This is a genomic window from Pseudomonas sp. 20-5 (assembly GCF_056782835.1).
Window position 1 is genome coordinate 1,328,732 of sequence record NZ_CM165584.1, and the last position, 17,321, is coordinate 1,346,052.

13 protein-coding genes are annotated in these 17,321 nt (G+C 66.5%); 11 read left to right on the plus strand and 2 right to left on the minus strand.

The window, feature by feature from the left end:
* The first annotated feature begins 89 nt into the window (after window positions 1-89).
* From AC1RB9_RS06260 to AC1RB9_RS06290, 7 genes are all read left to right on the plus strand, one after another.
* The gene (locus AC1RB9_RS06260; RefSeq protein ID WP_003453696.1) at window positions 90-5,330 is read left to right on the plus strand and encodes a DNA repair ATPase; all 5,241 of its coding nucleotides are present in this window, start codon (window positions 90-92) and stop codon (window positions 5,328-5,330) included.
* 18 nt (window positions 5,331-5,348) lie between these two features.
* A complete protein-coding gene (locus AC1RB9_RS06265) occupies window positions 5,349-6,041 on the plus strand; it encodes a phospholipase D-like domain-containing protein (RefSeq protein ID WP_003100680.1) in 693 nt (230 codons plus the stop codon).
* A 106-nt stretch (window positions 6,042-6,147) separates the two neighbouring features.
* Entirely contained in the window at window positions 6,148-6,687 is a 540-nt protein-coding gene (locus AC1RB9_RS06270; RefSeq protein ID WP_003092594.1) for a YaeQ family protein, read from the plus strand.
* 43 nt (window positions 6,688-6,730) lie between these two features.
* A complete protein-coding gene (gene recJ / locus AC1RB9_RS06275; protein ID WP_003100681.1) occupies window positions 6,731-8,446 on the plus strand; it encodes a single-stranded-DNA-specific exonuclease RecJ in 1,716 nt (571 codons plus the stop codon).
* Window positions 8,447-8,732: 286 nt separating this feature from the next.
* Window positions 8,733-10,229 carry a M4 family elastase LasB gene (lasB, locus tag AC1RB9_RS06280; protein ID WP_003113835.1) on the plus strand — a complete coding sequence of 499 codons (1,497 nt, stop codon included), beginning with the start codon at window positions 8,733-8,735 and terminating at the stop codon, window positions 10,227-10,229.
* A gap of 169 nt (window positions 10,230-10,398) precedes the next feature.
* Window positions 10,399-11,505 (plus strand): NADH:flavin oxidoreductase/NADH oxidase, encoded by a 1,107-nt coding sequence (locus AC1RB9_RS06285; protein ID WP_003453695.1) that lies wholly within the window; start codon window positions 10,399-10,401, stop codon window positions 11,503-11,505.
* A gap of 188 nt (window positions 11,506-11,693) precedes the next feature.
* Window positions 11,694-12,044: a hypothetical protein gene (locus AC1RB9_RS06290; RefSeq protein ID WP_003453694.1), complete on the plus strand. Its 351-nt coding sequence runs from the start codon at window positions 11,694-11,696 to the stop codon at window positions 12,042-12,044.
* Window positions 12,045-12,056: 12 nt separating this feature from the next.
* On the opposite strand, the gene nalC is transcribed toward AC1RB9_RS06290, so the two are convergent.
* Window positions 12,057-12,698 carry an efflux system transcriptional repressor NalC gene (nalC, locus tag AC1RB9_RS06295; RefSeq protein ID WP_003453693.1) on the minus strand — a complete coding sequence of 214 codons (642 nt, stop codon included), beginning with the start codon at window positions 12,696-12,698 and terminating at the stop codon, window positions 12,057-12,059.
* Between the two features lie 204 nt (window positions 12,699-12,902).
* On the opposite strand from nalC, the gene AC1RB9_RS06300 reads away from it, so the two are divergent.
* From AC1RB9_RS06300 to AC1RB9_RS06310, 3 genes are all read left to right on the plus strand, one after another.
* Window positions 12,903-13,328, plus strand: coding sequence for a hypothetical protein (locus tag AC1RB9_RS06300; RefSeq protein ID WP_003453690.1), 426 nt, complete (start codon window positions 12,903-12,905; stop codon window positions 13,326-13,328).
* Window positions 13,329-13,335: 7 nt separating this feature from the next.
* Window positions 13,336-13,497, plus strand: coding sequence for a MexR antirepressor ArmR (gene armR / locus AC1RB9_RS06305; protein ID WP_003100689.1), 162 nt, complete (start codon window positions 13,336-13,338; stop codon window positions 13,495-13,497).
* 147 nt (window positions 13,498-13,644) lie between these two features.
* Window positions 13,645-14,886, plus strand: a complete 1,242-nt coding sequence (locus tag AC1RB9_RS06310; RefSeq protein ID WP_023084029.1) for an MFS transporter — start codon at window positions 13,645-13,647, stop codon at window positions 14,884-14,886.
* Between the two features lie 98 nt (window positions 14,887-14,984).
* Here the strand turns inward: AC1RB9_RS06310 and AC1RB9_RS06315 are convergent, their stop codons facing one another.
* Window positions 14,985-15,326 (minus strand): FKBP-type peptidyl-prolyl cis-trans isomerase, encoded by a 342-nt coding sequence (locus tag AC1RB9_RS06315; RefSeq protein ID WP_003092567.1) that lies wholly within the window; start codon window positions 15,324-15,326, stop codon window positions 14,985-14,987.
* Between the two features lie 210 nt (window positions 15,327-15,536).
* Here AC1RB9_RS06315 and AC1RB9_RS06320 point away from each other — a divergent pair, with 210 nt between their 5' ends.
* Window positions 15,537-17,243, plus strand: coding sequence for a WG repeat-containing protein (locus AC1RB9_RS06320; protein ID WP_003113839.1), 1,707 nt, complete (start codon window positions 15,537-15,539; stop codon window positions 17,241-17,243).
* Window positions 17,244-17,321 lie beyond the last annotated feature (78 nt).

A 17,321-nucleotide genomic window follows, 5' to 3' on the forward strand; every position in this document is an offset into this window, starting at 1 on the left:
AGCCCCTGGCGTGGCCTGTTGGCTGCGCCCGGGGCAGGCCGCTCGGGCCGGTTTCCATCGATGACCGCCGTAGACCCAGGAAGACCAGGATGTCGGACACTCAAGCCGCAACTCCCGCGCAGGACGTATTGGACAAGGCCGTTGCCGAGGGCGGCGCCTACGAGGTGCTGCACAAGCGCCTGCTGGAGCAGGGCCAGCGCCTGCGGCAGACCGCCGAAAGGCTCAACGCCAGTCGCCTGGAGGAGTTCGGCGACAGCCAGATGGATGTGATCGGCCGGGTCCGCATCCGTACCGAGAACAACTGCATCGCCCGCGATATCGTCCAGGTCGGCGATTGCCTGCTGTTCGGCTACAACGTGTTCATCGGCCTGCGCAAGGAAACCGGCGTGGCCGACGTGTTCTCCCTCTACCGCCTGGTGGAGGGCAGCGAAGGCTACGAGGCGGAGCCTGTGCCACTGGGGGACAGCTTTCTCGCCGCGCCGGGCTTCGTCAACGACTTCAACGAGCTTTACACCTACTACAAGAACACCCGCCTGCTGCAACTGGCGATCCGCGACGGCAAGCTGCTGGCCAGCTTCCAGATCGGCGAGCGGATCACCGACATCCGCGTGTTCCGCTGGTCGATCTCCAGCGACGGCAGCGAGGTCCGCTACATCGACAACCGCGGCGAGCGCGACATCGCCTTGCCGGCACCGTTCGACTTCGAATGGCAGCGGGCTACCCGCGAGATGGTGGTGGAGGGCCGCTTCCCGCACCTGAACATCCTCGACACCCTGTTCGTCGAGACCATTGGCGGCGACCTGACCATCAAGGTCGAGAACAACACCGAGGTCGGCCTGGGCATCTATCGCGAAGAGGTGATGGACAAGACCCAGTCGCTGGACGACGCGCAGGTTGAGTTCGCCCGCCTCGGCAGCCTGCTGCTGCTCAAGGTCCTGCCCTATCGCGAGGAGCAGTGGCGCTACCTGGTGTTCAACAGCCTGACCGGCAAGGTCGAGCGCATCGACGCCATCGGCCTGGCCTGCATCCAGTTGCCGGAGGACCACGGGATCATCTTCCCCGGCGGCTACTACCTGCAGAACGGCGAGTACCGCACCTTCGAGCAATCCATGGAAGGCATGCGCTTCAAGCGCTCGGTACGCTCGCCCAACGGCGAGGACGTGCAGTACGTTTTCTACCATCCCGAGCAGGGGCGGAACGTGCTGCTCACCTACAACCTGATCAACCGCCAGTTGCAGAATCCGCTGTTCGGCCACGGCTACGCGCGCCTGGAGGACGGGCGCATGGTGATCTTCGCCGCCGAAGGCGAGGAACCGACCCGCATCCATCCGATGCAGGTCTGGCAGACGCCGTTCTGCACCGAGGAGTACGCGGCCCGCCAACCGGCGCGTAGCGGTTTTCTCGGGCGGATCGGCAATGCCGAGCTGGTGCGCGGCGTCTCCGACCTCTACGACTTGTGCCGGGAGATCGAGACCCCGGCGGTTTCGATCCAGCGCTACTCGCTGCTGTGCCAGAACACCCAGCGCCTGTTCGACGTCTACCACTGGCTCGGCAGCGACCAACTGGACGGCTTGGCGCCGCTGTTGCGCGAAGTGGCGGCGACCGCCGAGCTGGTGCTCGACGAGTACGAGAAGGTCGAAAGTATCCGCCGCCAGTCGGCCCAGGCGATGGTCGACGCGGAGGAGCGGCACAAGGCGCTCCTCTCCGGCTTGCTGCCCGACGGCTGGGACCGGGTGCAGCAGTTCGTCGACGGGCTCAACGGCATCACCGCCCAGCGTGGGTTGCTGCTGACCATCCGCGAGTACCGCTACATCGACGTGGCGCGACTCGACGCCATGGAGGCCGAACTGCTCGCGGCCCACGAGCGGGTGGCCGCCGCCACCGCGACCTTCCTCGCCAGCGAACAGGCCCTGCAGCCCTTGCTGGAGCGCCTGCAGAGCCTCGATGGCGAGGCGCAGAAAGCCGAGACCGTGGCCCAGCTCGGCGAGCCGCTGGCGGCCCTGGAGGCGATGGCCGGCGACCTCGACATGCTGTCCTCGCTGATGGCTTCGCTGCGCATCGACGACGCGACCCAGCGGACCCGCATCATCGAGTCGATCTCGGAGATCTACGCCCGCCTGAACCAGGCCAAGGCGCGCGCCGAGCAGCGGCGCAAGGGACTCGGTTCGAGCGAGACCGTGGCCCAGTTCGGCGCCCAGTTCAAACTGTTCGGCCAGGGCATCACCAACGCCCTGGCCCAGGCCCAGGACCCCGAGCGCTGCGACGAGCAACTGTCGCGCCTGCTGGTGCAACTGGAGGAACTGGAAAGCCAGTTCGGCGACCATGAGCAGTTCCTCGGCGACATCCTGGCCAAGCGCGAGGAGCTGCTGGAAACCTTCGAAGCGCACAAGCAGACCCTGCTCGACGAGCGCCAGCGCAAGGCCCAGGGACTGCTCGACGCCGCCCGGCGAATTCTCGACAGCCTGCAACGACGCACCGCGCGCTTCACCCAGGCGGAGGAACTGAACGCGTTCTTCGCCGCCGACCCGCTGATCCTCAAGTTGCGCGAACTGGCCGAACGTCTTCGCGAATTGAAGGACAGCGTCAAGGCCGACGACGTCGAGGCGCGCCTGAAGGCCGCGCGCGACCAGGCGGTCCGCGCATTGCGCGACAAGAGCGAGCTGTTCGAGGAGGGCGGCGACGTCATCCGCCTGGGCCCGCGCCACCGCTTCAGCGTCAACACCCAGGAACTCGACCTGACCCTGATGCCGCGCGGCGACGCGCTGTACCTGCACCTGACCGGCACCGATTTCCTCGAACCGCTGCAGGACCCGCGGCTCGATGAGTTGCGCGAGTTCTGGCAGGTGAACCTGGAATCCGAATCGGAGACGCTGTACCGCGCCGAATATCTCGCCGGCGAAGTGCTCGCCGCCGCCGACGCGGGCCGCGATGGCTTCAGCCTGGAGCGCTTGCAGGCGCTGCTGGCGCAGCCGGACGAGCTGGCGCGGGCGATCCGCGATTTCGCCGCACCGCGCTACAAGGAGGGCTACGAGAAAGGCATTCACGACCACGATGCGGCGGCGATCCTGGTTCGCCTGCTGCCGTTGCGCGAGAGCGCCGGACTGCTACGCTACGCACCCTCGGCGCGGGCCTTCGCCAGCCTGTTCTGGAGCCGCCGGCGCGAGGAGCGGGAAGTCGCCGGCTGGCCCGAGCGGGCACGCAGCAGCCGCAGCATCCAGCAGATGTTCGGTCGTGACGACGGCCTGCTCGCCCTTCGCGGCGAAGTGGCCGCGGCGATGCGTGCGCTGCTCGCCGAACAGCCCATCGCGCTGGACCCGCAGCATATCGACGAGGCGGCCGAGTACCTGGTCTGGGAATTGTCCGCCGAGCGTCCCGAATTCACCTTCAGCAAATATGCCCGGCAATTGCAGGAAGGACTCAAGCTGCGCCTGCAAGGCGCGCGTCTATGGGACGACTACCGGCAGACCCTGGAGCGTCTCGGCGAGCGGCCCGCCGCCCAGTGGGAACTGGCCGGCAACTGGCTGCGCGGACTATGTGGCGACGCCGAGTTCCAGCCGCTGGCGGCCTACCTGGACGAGGCGGTGGCGCTCTCGTTGCTGGACGAGGAGATGCCACGACGGATCACCGAGGTCGACCTGCGCTTCCAGGTCGACGGCCTGATGGGCGAGCATCCGCGCATCGTCGAACGCGGCCTGGCGCTGGCGGTGGACGACTTCTTCGGCCGCCTGCGTCGCCATCGCCAGCAGTTCCTGCCGGGGCTGCGGCGCTACCAGGCGCTGCGCCAGGAGATCGTCGAACGCGAGCGCGAGGCATTGCGCCTGGCCGAGTTCAAGCCGCGACCGCTGTCCTCGTTCGTTCGCAACAAGCTGATCAATGACGTCTACCTGGGTGTCATCGGCGACAACCTGGCCAAGCAGATGGGGACGGTGGGCGAGAACAAGCGCACCGACCTGATGGGCCTGCTGATGCTGATCTCCCCGCCAGGCTACGGCAAGACCACCCTGATGGAGTACGTGGCGCATCGCCTGGGGCTGATCTTCATGAAGATCAACGGTCCTGCCCTCGGCCACGAGGTGCGCTCGCTCGACCCCGGGCAGGCGCCGGACGCGACTTCGCGGCAGGAACTGGAGAAGCTCAACCTGGCGCTGGAGATGGGCAACAACGTGATGCTCTATGTCGACGACATCCAGCACACCCATCCGGAGTTCCTGCAGAAGTTCATCTCCCTCTGCGACGGCACGCGCCGGGTGGAAGGGGTGTGGAAGGGCCGGACCAAGACGTACGACATGCGTGGGCGGAAGTTCTGCGTGGTGATGGCGGGCAACCCCTACACCGAGTCCGGCGAGGTCTTCCGCATTCCCGACATGCTCGCCAACCGCGCCGACATCTACAACCTCGGCGACACCCTCAGCGGCATGCAGGAGGCGTTCTCCCTCAGCTACATCGAGAACGCCCTGACCTCCAACCCGGTTCTCGCGCCGCTGGCCACCCGCGACATGGCCGACGTCTATCGCTTCGTCGCCAAGGCCGAGGGCAAGCCGTTCTCCAGCAACGAGCTGGCCCACGGCTACAGCGGTGCCGAGATCAACGAGATCAGCAGCACCCTGCAACGCCTCATGCAGGTGCGCGACGTGGTGCTCAAGGTCAACCAGCAGTACATCGCCAGCGCCGCCCAGGCCGACCAGTACCGCAGCGAGCCGCCGTTCAAGCTGCAGGGCAGCTACCGCAACATGAACAAGATGGCGGAGAAGATCTCCGCGGTGATGAACGATGCCGAGCTGCTGCAACTGATCGCCGACCACTACCAGGGCGAGTCGCAACTGCTGACCACCGGAGCCGAGGAGAACCTGCTGAAGCTCGCCGAACTGCGCGGCAACCAGAGCCCCGAGCAGGCCGAGCGCTGGGCGCAGATCAAGCGTGACTTCCTGCGCAACAAGTCCATGGGCGGCAGCGACGCCGACGTCGGCGGACGGCTGGTTGCGCAGCTCAACGACCTTGTGGAAAGCGTCCGTGGCCTGGCTCGCGAACCCCAGCCGGTACAACCGGCGCCCTGGGACGAGTTGTTGGCTGGATTGCGCCAGCTCGGCCAGGGTGCGCCGGCGCTGAACGTCGAGGTGACGGCGCCTGCGCAGCCGGGCGTGCAGCAGGTGCTGGAGAGCCTTGCCGCCTGCCTGCAGGACAGTTTCCTGCCGCTGATCAAGGTGATGGACCGCAAGATCGACGTCGACCTGCGCACGCACAACCGCATCAACGAGATATCCAGCCGCCTCGACGAACTGGGCCGGTTGCTGGGCGGCGAGCAGAGGCCGCTGGAGAACGATCAACCCTGAGGACACGAGGAGCGGGAAATGGACTTCGACGGATTGGACCGCCAGCTGCGCGACAGCCTGGCCGATCTGAAGCTGAGCAACGAGGAGCGGGACGAACTGCGCCAACTGGGCAGCGAGCTGGCACCCGACCAGGTGCGTTTCCTGCGCAACCGTGCCTTCGACCTGGTGCGTGAGCTGGTCCTCCTGGAGGAGCAGGGCGAACGGATAGCCGCCCTGAAGTGGCTGGAGCAGGTGGTGCGCACCCTGGAGGTTACCGCGGCGCCGCCGCGCAGCCGCGCCAGCGCCTATTTCAGTCCCGGCGAGGAGTGTCGGCGGAAGATCCGCGAACTGTGCCGGCAGGCCAGGCAGAGCCTGGACATCTGCGTGTTCACCATCTCCGACGACCAGCTCAGTGCGGAAATCCTGGCCTGCCATCGGCGCGGCGTTCCGGTGCGGATCATCAGCGACGATGACAAGCAGTTCGACGAAGGCAGCGACATCCATGCGCTGCGCGAGGCCGGCGTACCGCTGCGAATCGACGACAGTCCCTTCCACATGCACCACAAGTTCGCCCTGGTGGATGGCGCCTGGCTGCTCAACGGCAGTTTCAACTGGACCCGCAGCGCCAGCGTCAACAACGAAGAGAACCTGCTGGTAACCGACGACGCCGTGCTGATCGGCGCCTATCGGCGCGAGTTCGAGGAACTCTGGGGCCGCTACGCCCCGCGCTGAGCGGCAGCGACGCGAGAAAGGCAGGGCAGGCGGTCGGCCGGCGGACCGCACGCGGGCGGGTTTCAGGTTAGACTTGCGCCCTTTCGCTTCCCACGCCGGTATTCCCATGGCCCTGCAATCCACGCCCTATAAAGCCGATATTTCCCTCACCGACCTGGACCGCGGGGTCTACGAGACGTTGCGCCTGACCGTGGCCCGGCACCCCTCCGAGACCGAGGAGCGCCTGGCCGTGCGCTTGCTGGCCTACGTGCTGTGGTACGGCGAGCAGATCGCCTTCGGGCGTGGCCTGTCGGACGTGGACGAACCGGCGCTCTGGGAAAAGAGCCTGGACGGCCGGGTCCTGCACTGGATCGAAGTCGGCCAGCCGGACGCCGAGCGCATCACTTGGTGCTCGCGTCGCTGCGAGCGCTTCAGCCTGCTCGCCTATGGCAACCTGCGGGTCTGGCAGACCAAGGTGCTGGACAGTGTGCGCAGCCTGAAGAACATCAACGTCGCGGCAGTGCCCCAGGAACCCCTGGAGAGCCTGTCCCGCGACCTGCCGCGTTCGATCAACTGGACCGTGATGATCAGCGAGGGCACCCTGTTCGTCACCGACGAGAACGGCCAGCACGAGTTGCAGCTGGAGTGGCTGCAGGGCGAGCGTTGATCGCCGCCGCCGTTTCCTTCCGTCGAGCCGAACGAGTGACCTGATGCGTATCGAACCCCGCCCCCTGCCCGAAACCCTGCCCGATCTCGGCGACCTTCCGCCATTGCTGGCGCGCCTGTACGCGGCTCGTGGCGTGCGTTGCGCCGAGGAGCTGGACAAGGGCCTGGCGCGGCTGATTCCCTACCAGCGGCTGAAAGGCATCGAGGAGGGCGTGGCGCTGCTGGTGGACGCCCTGGAGGGCGGCCAGCGGATTCTCATCGTCGGCGACTTCGACGCCGACGGCGCCACCGCCAGCAGCGTCGGCGTGCTGGCCCTGCGCATGCTCGGCGCGGCCTGGGTCGATTACCTGGTGCCGAACCGCTTCGAGTACGGCTACGGCCTGACCCCGGAGATCGTCGGCGTGGCCCTGGAGAAGCGTCCCGACCTGCTGGTGACGGTGGACAACGGCATCTCCAGCGTGGACGGCGTCCAGGCGGCGAAAGCCGCGGGGCTCAAGGTGCTGGTCACCGACCACCACCTGCCTGGCCCGGAACTGCCGGCGGCGGATGCGATCATCAACCCCAACCAGCCGGGCTGCGAATTCCCCAGCAAGGCCATGGCCGGGGTCGGGGTGATCTTCTATGTGATGCTGGCGTTGCGGGCGCGCCTGCGCGAGCTGGACTGGTTCGCCCGGCGCGGGCTGAAGGAACCGAACCTCGCCGAGCTGCTCGACCTGGTGGCGCTGGGCAGCGTCGCCGATGTGGTGCCGCTCGATGCCAACAACCGCATCCTGGTCCACCAGGGCCTCGCGCGCATCCGCGCCGGCCGCGCCCGGCCGGGCTTGCGCGCGCTGCTGGAGGTGGCCGGGCGGCCTCCGGTACGGATCACCTCCACCGACCTGGGTTTCATCCTCGGTCCGCGCCTGAACGCGGCGGGTCGGCTCGACGACATGTCCCTCGGCATCGAATGCCTGCTCTGCGACGACGAAGCGCTGGCCCGCGACATGGCGGTGCAGCTCGACCAGTTGAACCAGGACCGCAAGGCCATCGAGCAGGGTATGCAGCGCGAGGCGCTGGCGCAGCTCAAGGAGCTGAGCCTGGAGCAACTGCCGTTCGGCTTGTGCCTGTTCGACGCCGACTGGCACCAGGGCGTGATCGGAATCCTCGCCTCGCGCCTGAAGGAGCGCTACCACCGGCCGACCATCGCCTTCGCCGATGCCGGCGACGGCAGCCTGAAAGGCTCGGCACGGTCGATTCCCGGCTTCCACATCCGCGACGCGCTGGACGCGGTAGCCGCCCGTCATCCCGGGCTGATCAGCAAGTTCGGCGGCCACGCGATGGCTGCCGGACTATCGTTGCCGCAGGAAAACTTCGGCGCTTTCTCCGCCGCCTTCGATGCCGAAGTACGCCGCCAACTGGCCGAGGAGGACCTGGCCGGGCGCCTGCTCTCCGATGGCCAGTTGAGCATCCAGGAGTTCCACCTGGAGCTGGCGCGCGCGTTGCGCCAGGCCGGTCCCTGGGGCCAGCACTTTCCCGAGCCGATGTTCCACGGGGTGTTCCAGCTGGTGCAGCAGCGGATCGTCGGCGAGCGTCACCTGAAGCTGGTGCTGAAAAGCGAATGCGGCTCGCTGCAACTGGATGGCATTGCCTTCAACATCGACCGCGAGCAGTGGCCCAACCCTACCGTGCGCTGGGCCGAGCTGGCCTACAAGCTCGACGTCAACGAATTCCGCGGCCAGGAAAGCGTGCAACTGATGATCGTCCACATGGCCCCTCGCTGAGCGCGTCCCGGAGCTGGGGGCAACCTAGCTGCCACCTGCTTTTCTGCTAGCTATTCCAGCGAAAACATACAGATTTCCGGCGAAATCAAGGCTACCTGCCAGTTCTGGCAGGTTTGGCCGCGGGTTCTTTTTGGTACACGAAAGCACCGTCGAAAACGGGACCGAGCCAGGGGAGTGCAGTTCCTTCTACCCGAAGGACTGATACGGCTGTTCCGATCAGCCCACAAGGCGGCGGTAAGCGTCGGCCGAGTACTTCGGCCTGAAAAAACCAGGAGAACTGAACAAGATGAAGAAGGTTTCTACGCTTGACCTGTTGTTCGTTGCGATCATGGGTGTTTCGCCGGCCGCTTTTGCCGCCGACCTGATCGACGTGTCCAAACTCCCCAGCAAGGCTGCCCAGGGCGCGCCCGGCCCGGTCACCTTGCAAGCCGCGGTCGGCGCTGGCGGTGCCGACGAACTGAAAGCGATCCGCAGCACGACCCTGCCCAACGGCAAGCAGGTCACCCGCTACGAGCAATTCCACAACGGCGTACGGGTGGTCGGCGAAGCCATCACCGAAGTCAAGGGTCCCGGCAAGAGCGTGGCGGCGCAGCGCAGCGGCCATTTCGTCGCCAACATCGCTGCCGACCTGCCGGGCAGCACCACCGCGGCGGTATCCGCCGAGCAGGTGCTGGCCCAGGCCAAGAGCCTGAAGGCCCAGGGCCGCAAGACCGAGAATGACAAAGTGGAACTGGTGATCCGCCTGGGCGAGAACAACATCGCCCAACTGGTCTACAACGTCTCCTACCTGATTCCCGGCGAGGGACTGTCGCGGCCGCATTTCGTCATCGACGCCAAGACCGGCGAAGTGCTCGATCAGTGGGAAGGCCTGGCCCACGCCGAGGCGGGCGGCCCCGGCGGCAACCAGAAGATCGGCAAGTACACCTACGGTAGCGACTACGGTCCGCTGATCGTCAACGACCGCTGCGAGATGGACGACGGCAACGTCATCACCGTCGACATGAACAGCAGCACCGACGACAGCAAGACGACGCCGTTCCGCTTCGCCTGCCCGACCAACACCTACAAGCAGGTCAACGGCGCCTATTCGCCGCTGAACGACGCGCATTTCTTCGGCGGCGTGGTGTTCAAACTGTACCGGGACTGGTTCGGCACCAGCCCGCTGACCCACAAGCTGTACATGAAGGTGCACTACGGGCGCAGCGTGGAGAACGCCTACTGGGACGGCACGGCGATGCTCTTCGGCGACGGCGCCACCATGTTCTATCCGCTGGTGTCGCTGGACGTGGCGGCCCACGAGGTCAGCCACGGCTTTACCGAGCAGAACTCCGGGCTGATCTACCGCGGGCAATCAGGCGGAATGAACGAAGCGTTCTCCGACATGGCCGGCGAGGCAGCCGAGTTCTACATGCGCGGCAAGAACGACTTCCTGATCGGCTACGACATCAAGAAGGGCAGCGGTGCGCTGCGCTACATGGACCAGCCCAGCCGCGACGGGCGATCCATCGACAACGCGTCGCAGTACTACAACGGCATCGACGTGCACCACTCCAGCGGCGTGTACAACCGTGCGTTCTACCTGTTGGCCAATTCGCCGGGCTGGGATACCCGCAAGGCCTTCGAGGTGTTCGTCGACGCCAACCGCTACTACTGGACCGCCACCAGCAACTACAACAGCGGCGCCTGCGGGGTGATTCGCTCGGCGCAGAACCGCAACTACTCGGCGGCTGACGTCACCCGGGCGTTCAGCACCGTCGGCGTGACCTGCCCGAGCGCGTTGTAAGCTCGGTGGTCCCGGCCGGCACTCCAGGAAGGAATGCCGGTCGGGGTCGCTCAAGCCGTCTTCCGCCAGGAGGGCGGCTGCTTTATGTCGCTTGGGCCGTTGGCCTCCGCGAACCCGGTCTAAAGTTCAGGTGTGAGCACTTATTCCAAGACCGACCGGGAGTCCTGCCATGAGTCTGCTGTTTGAGCCTCTTAGCCTGCGTCAAATCACCTTGCCCAACCGCATCGCCGTATCGCCCATGTGCCAGTACTCGGCGCAGGAGGGCCTGGCCAACGACTGGCATCTCGTGCACCTGGGCAGCCGCGCGGTGGGCGGCGCCGGCCTGGTGATAGTCGAAGCCACCGCGGTGTTGCCCGAGGGGCGCATCACCGCTGACGACCTCGGCATCTGGAGCGACGCGCATGTCGAGCCGTTGCATCGCATCACCCGTTTCATCGAGTCCCAGGGCGCGGTCGCCGGGGTCCAGCTGGCCCACGCCGGGCGCAAGGCGAGTACCTGGCGGCCGTGGCTGGGCAAGCACGGCAGCGTGCCGATCGGCGACGGCGGCTGGATACCGGTGGCGCCGTCGGCGATCCCGTTCGATCCCCAGCACACGACCCCCGAGGCCCTGAGCGAGGCGCAGATCGAGGCGCTGGTGCAGGCCTTCGTACGCGCCGCCGAGCGCTCCCTGGCTGCCGGCTTCAAGGTCGCGGAGGTGCATGCGGCCCACGGCTACCTGTTGCATCAGTTCCTCTCGCCGCTGTCGAACCAGCGTCGCGACCAGTACGGCGGCTGCTTCGAGAACCGCATCCGCCTGCTTCTGCAGGTCACCGCCGCGGTGCGCAAGGCCTGGCCGCAAGAGTTGCCGCTATTCGTGCGGCTGTCCGCCACCGACTGGGTGGAAGATGGCTGGAACCCCGACGAGACCGTGGTACTGGCCCGGCACCTGAAGGACCTGGGCGTGGACCTGATCGACGTGTCTTCCGGCGGTACCGCGGCAAATGCGGAAATCCCGGTAGGACCGGGCTACCAGACCGAGTTCGCCGAACGGGTGAAGAAGGAGGCCGGCATCGCCAGCGGCACGGTGGGCATGATCACCGAGCCGGTGCAGGCCGAGCATATCCTGCGCACCGGTCAGGCCGACCTGATCCTGCTTGCCCGTGAACTGCTGCGCGATCCGTACTGGCCGTTGCACGCCGCCGACGAACTGCGCAACGAGCAGATGCCCTGGCCGCCGCAGTACCTGCGAGCCGCTCATCGCAGCACGCCGCCGCGCAAATCCCTGGAAATGCAGTGAGCCGTCGGGGCCGTCGGCGCGGCGAGGCGCTGGCGGCCCACCTGATGGAAACCTTTGCCGACCTTGGCGGTCTGCCTGGCATCAGGAAATCAACCTGAGCGTTTCGTGGGAGATATTGCGTAATGGCAATATGATGTTATTCTCCCGCGACGTTCGCTCCGGACCGCACTTCGAGAAAGGATGCTCGCATGCACGCCAACGCCGGTTCTCCCCACGCCTCCCTGCCTGACAGCGATGTCGCCCTGCTGGCCAATATCCTGGTCCTGGCGACACGCAACATGAACAACATGACCACCATGCTGGCGCACCTTTCGGTGGAGCTCAGCCAGAGCGAAGAGCCACGCCTGCAACGGGTCGGTCATCGGGTCCTGAACGAACTCTCGGAGCTGGGGGCCGCCCTGGAGACCCAGTGGGACCTGATCGGCGCGCTGTCGCGTTTCTCGCCCCTGCTCGAACGTACCCTGCCGCGCCAGGAACCCCTGGTCACCGAGATCCACCTCACCGAACTGCCGGGCCAGGCGCTGCCGCCCTCCGCCTGATCGGCGCGTCGCTCAGCCCTGCGCGGGGCTCTGCGACAGGTGTTCCAGGTAGCAGGCGATGATGTCCACCGACAGCTTGAGGCGGGTTTCCAGCAGCGCCATGGTCGGCTGGAAGTCGGCCACGCTGAGGGCCTTGAGGAACAGGTCGGCCTTGAGCATCTCGAGAAACTGGCAGGCCACCGCGTAGAGCGTTTCCTCGTCCATGTGAGGAGCGACCGCGGCCAGTCGCTCGCTGAGCAGCAGATAGCTCTGCTGCGGCCCCTGCTCGTAGAAGGACTTGCCGATCGCCGGAAACCGCGGGGATTCCGCCACCACCAGGCGATAGAGGCTCTGGCAGCGGGGATCGAGCAGGCTGGTGAGAAAGCGCCGGCCGAAATGCTCGAGGGTGGCGCTCAGCGTGGCGGCGGGGCGCGGCTGATCGGCGCTGTCGTCGAAGATTTCCTCGATCATGTGGGCGATCACCGCGGCGAACAGGCCCTCCTTGCCGCCGAAGGAGCTGTACAGGGTCCCCCGTGAACCACCGGCCCGTTCTATCACCATGTCGAGGGTGGTGCCTTCGAAACCGTATTCGAGAAAGGCCTGGGTAGCGGCGTCGAGCATGGCGCGGCGGCGTTGCCTGCCGCGTTCGGTCAGACGGGGAGAAGCATCGTTCATGAGCGGTATCGGGCCTCGCGGGGTGGCGGTCGGAAGGTGCGCATGGTGGGCCGTCGGGACGGTCCGTTCAAGCCTCCAGGTGGTTTGCTGAGAGCGTTTCTCGTTAGGGTTGACGCTGGTCATTTAAGAACTGTATCGTACAGTACTGTTTTGGCAAGCACTTCCGCTCATTCCTCCGCCTTGCCTCCCCGCAGGAGTCCCCCCATGAATGCCCCCGCTAAGAGCCTGTTGGATATCGATGCCTTTCCCTTGGTCCAGGTCCGCGAGATGCCCCGCGAGCTGGCCGATGTCGAGCGCTGGTTGGAGGAGGTCGAGGCGCTGCTGGCCGTCGAGCGCGATTTCGCCCTGGTCTATCCGCCGCTCCCGCAGGAAACAGCTGAAGGCGACCAGCAGGCGCGCAAGCGCCTGGTGTTGTGGCTCAAGGAAAAACGCCAGCGCTTCGTCGAGCATTGCCGGGGCATCCTGCTCAGTGCCAACGGCCAGCCGGACAACCTCGCCGACCTGCAGCAACTGGCGCCGGTGCTGCAGGCTGTCTACGGCCCGCCGGTGAGCGTGGCGCCGGACCTGGCGTCCGCCCGCGGCATGGCGAAGGCACTGCTGAGCGGGCCGGCGACGGGGATGAACTGGTGACGCCGCCATGTCCCTGAACACTCCGCGCAACAAACCGTCCCGCACCGAGACCGAAGCTGTCGCTGCCAGCTCGGGACGATCCGCCGTCGGTCGGCGGGATTACACCGAGCAACTGCGCCGGGCAGCCCGGCGCAATGCCTGGGACCTCTACGGCGAGCACTTCTACTGAGCGGGCGTGCCGGATTGCCATTGGTGCGGGCGATGGAACACATCGTTTGATTCCTGGGCTCTTTACCTCAAGTTAACTTGAGCTATCAGAATCCGCGCAGAGCGTCTGGCGATCTTGCCGGGCGCCACTCCATGCCCGGAGGCAACGATGGATAGCCCGTCCACTCCCGCTCGTCCGCACCCCCAGGCCAGCCCGCGATGGCTGGCAGTTGCCAATGTGATCTTCGCCGGCATCGCCGCTGCCCTGCATGTCGGCAAGGCGACCATCGCCCTGCCGTCGCTGCAACGGAGCTTCGGCGGCGACCTCGCCGCGCTGAGCTGGATCATGTCCGCCTTTCCGTTCGTCGGCGTATTCGGCGGCATCGCCGCCGGCCTCCTGGTGCGTCGCTGGGGAGATCGCCGGCTGCTGACCGGTGGGCTGGCGATTCTCGGCGGGGCGAGCCTCCTCGGTGCGTCGATGCAGGACTTCGCCTGGTTGCTTGCCACTCGCTTCGTCGAGGGGCTCGGTTTCCTCATCGTGGTAGTGGCGGCGCCCGCCGTGTTGCACAGGATCACCAGCGAGACGCGGCGCAGCGTGGTGTTCGGTCTGTGGAGCACCTTCATGGCAGGCGGAATCGCCCTCTCGATGCTGTTCGGGCCGCTGCTCGCGGACTGGCGTGCCGACTGGCAACTGAGCGCACTGCTGGTACTGGTCGCGGCGCTGCTGCTGCCGCTCAGCGTCCCTGCCGACGATGGGTGCAGGGCGGCAGGCGTGAGGCCGGCCGGTCTTGGCACGTTGCTCAAGGTTCCGGCGATCACCCTGCTGGCGCTCGGCTTCACCACCTACAACCTGCAGTTCTTCGCCCTGATGACGTTCCTCCCCGTGTTCCTCATGCAGCGCCTGGGCGTCGCCCTGGAGACTGCGGGACTCATCGGCGCGGCCATCGTCGCGGCGAACGCCCTGGGCAATGTCGCGGCGGGCTTCATCCTTTCCCGCGGCATACGTCCCGGCGCCTTGCTGGCGACCACCGCGATCCTGATGGGACTCACCGGTGCGGCGTTCTTCCATGCCGCGACGCCGGGACTCCTGGCGATTGCGCTGGGGTTCGTCTTCTCGGCGGTCGCCGGCATGCTCCCCACCACCGTGCTGGCGACCGCGCCGCTGGCCTCGCCCGCGCCTTCGCTGACGCCACTGGCCATCGGCTGGGTAATGCAGGGCAACTACCTGGGGCAGGTGATCGGCCCCTTGCTGATCGGCCTGATCGTCAGCCGTTTCGACTGGTCGGGCGCGATCGGCCTGATGCTGGTCGCGGGCGCGGCGGGGGCCGTCCTGGGGTTCTGCCTGCTGCGTGCGCTGGACGGCCTGCCTCGCGCCATTGCCACGGGTTCCGCGGCTCGCCCCGCGGATTAGAAGAGAAACCGGCTTCGTGCAGGGCGGGTAGCCGAGCGACTATTCGTCCTGCGCATTGGTTCGGCACGGGCGGCCAGAGGCCGCCGCCGTCCCTCGGCTCAGTCGTCGCGGGTGAGCACTTCCAGCAGTTCGATCTCGAACAGCAGGTTGGAGTGGGGCTTGATGTGCGCGCCGACCTGCCGTTCGCCGTAGGCCAGGTGGGAAGGGACGAACAGCCGTCGCTTGCCACCGACCTTCATGCCCATCAGGCCCTGGTCCCAACCCTTGATCACTCGTCCGGTGCCGATCACGCACTGGAATGGCCGGCCGCGCTCGTAGGAGGAGTCGAACAGCGTGCCGTCTTCCAGGGTGCCCTTGTACTGGGTGGTGATCAGCGCACCCTTCACTACCTCCTTGCCGTCGCCCAGGAGGAGGTCTTCGATCTGCAGTCGGTCGTTCATGGGGCGGTACCTGCGCGGTTTGCGGAAAGCCGCGATTCTGCCAGCAAGCGCGCCGCCTGTCGCCGAGCCGACGGATCAGGGCATTGCCAGGCGGTCCGCGGCACGGGCATCATGCCCGCGCCTTTCCGTCGGGAAGGCTACCGCGTTCCGCGATGTCGCGCGCATCGCGGCTGGACACATATCTCAGGGATCATACGAGAACATATCCGCATGCAAAGACTGTCGCGTATCGGCCGCAACACCCTCGCCGTCTCCGTTTCCACCTTGCTCCTCAGCGCCTGCAACCAGGGCGACGATGCGCCGAAGCCTGCGGCGGTCGCGCCGCAACCGGCCGCACCGAGCATGGCTGCACTGAGCATCCCGCTATGCCTCAACGGCCAGTGCGCGGTGATCGACCAGGACGCCAAGCTGCTCGTGCCGTTCGACAACGACTACGACAATATCGTCGCCAGCGCCTACCAGGGCACCCTGATGGCGGCGCGCGAGGAGCGCTGGAACCTGATCCAGGCGAAGGACGGCAAGGTGTTGCGCGACGATATCGGCGAAGCCCTGTCGCTGCTCACCCCCAACCTCTATGGCTTCGTCCGCGATGGCAAGTACGGCGTGGTCGACGGCCAGGGCAAGGAAGTCCAGGCGCCGCGTTTCGACGACATCTACCCCAACAGTGCCAACGAATTCATCATCTACGAGATCGATGGCAAGCGCGGCATCCTCGATGCCAAGGGCAAGCAGCTCACCGAGGCGCTCTACGACACCACCCTGGTCAACGGCAGCGTCGCCGAACACGGCGGCTTGATCAGCGCCGAGCGTGGCGAGGAGAAGTGGATCATCAACCTCGCTACCGGCGAACAGAAGGCCGTGGCCTACGAGAGCCTGGGCGACCTCCACGACGGCGTGATGAGCGCCAGCGTCATCGGCAAGGGCTCCCAACTGGTGGATGCCAAGGGCGACGTGGTCGGTGACGGCAAGAGCTACGATTATCTGGGCACCCCGGCCAACGGCCTGGTCGCGTTCCGCGAGAAGTACGACAGCCCCTGTGGCTACCTCGACTACCAGGGCAAGGTGGCGATCGCCGCCCAGTTCGCCGGTTGCGGCGCCTTCGGCAAGCAGGGCGGGCTGGCCCAGCAGCGCATGGAAGATGGCTCGTCGGGCAAGTACGGCCTGATCGATCGCAGCGGCGCCTGGAAGGTGCAGCCGCAGTACGATTCGGCCGACAGCGCCGGCCTCACCGCGCTTGGCTACACCGTCGACGTGCCCGGCCTGGCTGCCGTCGGCGTGAGCACCGGCCTGTTCAGCGCCGACTTCGGCATCTTCAACCTCGACGAAGGCAGCGAGTGGGTGAAGCCGGGTTATGCGCAGATCGGCGCGCTGGGCAACGACCTGTTCGTCGTGGCGAAGAAGGGCGGGCCGCAGAAGACCGTCAGCTTCATGGGTTCGGAAAGCCAGGTGCCGGTGGTGGGCCTGATGGACCGCAGCGGCAAGATGCTGCTGGAGCCGGACGAACTGATCAGCATCCAGTCTGCGTATGACGGTCGTTTCCTGGAAGGTCTCGACGGTATGGACAACGCTGCCCACACCGTGTTGCTCGATCGCCAGGGACGCACGCTGGTTCCAGCGCTCTGGCAGAAGCTGGAGGTGAATCCGCAGCAGGGTTACATCCTGGGCTACGAAGTCAGCGGCACTGGCGACGAGGCGACGGAAACCTTGCGCGCACTGTACGACCTGAACGGCAAGCCGCGCTTCACCGTGGCCACCACCGATTGCGGCGCCGAACAGTTGCTCGACGGCAATGGCAAGGCGATCTGGCCGCAGGACCCGACCCCGTATTGCCAGTCGGACGACGAGCAGGACGACGAAGGCGAGCCGGAGCAGGAGCCGGCGCCCGTCGAAGAGAGCGAGGAAACCAGCGAGAGCTGAGTTCCCCGAGCGCGTCCGTCCCTTGCGGCGGGCGCGCGGTTCCGCTGTTTCGCCGTGGCTGCTGGCCACGGTCTCCCC

Coding starts and splice junctions, on each gene's coding strand:
- AC1RB9_RS06260 (WP_003453696.1), top strand. CDS start 90: ATGTCGGACACTCAAGCCGCAACTCCCGCGCAGGACGTATTGGACAAG.
- AC1RB9_RS06265 (WP_003100680.1), top strand. CDS start 5,349: ATGGACTTCGACGGATTGGACCGCCAGCTGCGCGACAGCCTGGCCGAT.
- AC1RB9_RS06270 (WP_003092594.1), top strand. CDS start 6,148: ATGGCCCTGCAATCCACGCCCTATAAAGCCGATATTTCCCTCACCGAC.
- recJ (WP_003100681.1), top strand. CDS start 6,731: ATGCGTATCGAACCCCGCCCCCTGCCCGAAACCCTGCCCGATCTCGGC.
- lasB (WP_003113835.1), top strand. CDS start 8,733: ATGAAGAAGGTTTCTACGCTTGACCTGTTGTTCGTTGCGATCATGGGT.
- AC1RB9_RS06285 (WP_003453695.1), top strand. CDS start 10,399: ATGAGTCTGCTGTTTGAGCCTCTTAGCCTGCGTCAAATCACCTTGCCC.
- AC1RB9_RS06290 (WP_003453694.1), top strand. CDS start 11,694: ATGCACGCCAACGCCGGTTCTCCCCACGCCTCCCTGCCTGACAGCGAT.
- nalC (WP_003453693.1), bottom strand. CDS start 12,698: ATGAACGATGCTTCTCCCCGTCTGACCGAACGCGGCAGGCAACGCCGC.
- AC1RB9_RS06300 (WP_003453690.1), top strand. CDS start 12,903: ATGAATGCCCCCGCTAAGAGCCTGTTGGATATCGATGCCTTTCCCTTG.
- armR (WP_003100689.1), top strand. CDS start 13,336: ATGTCCCTGAACACTCCGCGCAACAAACCGTCCCGCACCGAGACCGAA.
- AC1RB9_RS06310 (WP_023084029.1), top strand. CDS start 13,645: ATGGATAGCCCGTCCACTCCCGCTCGTCCGCACCCCCAGGCCAGCCCG.
- AC1RB9_RS06315 (WP_003092567.1), bottom strand. CDS start 15,326: ATGAACGACCGACTGCAGATCGAAGACCTCCTCCTGGGCGACGGCAAG.
- AC1RB9_RS06320 (WP_003113839.1), top strand. CDS start 15,537: ATGCAAAGACTGTCGCGTATCGGCCGCAACACCCTCGCCGTCTCCGTT.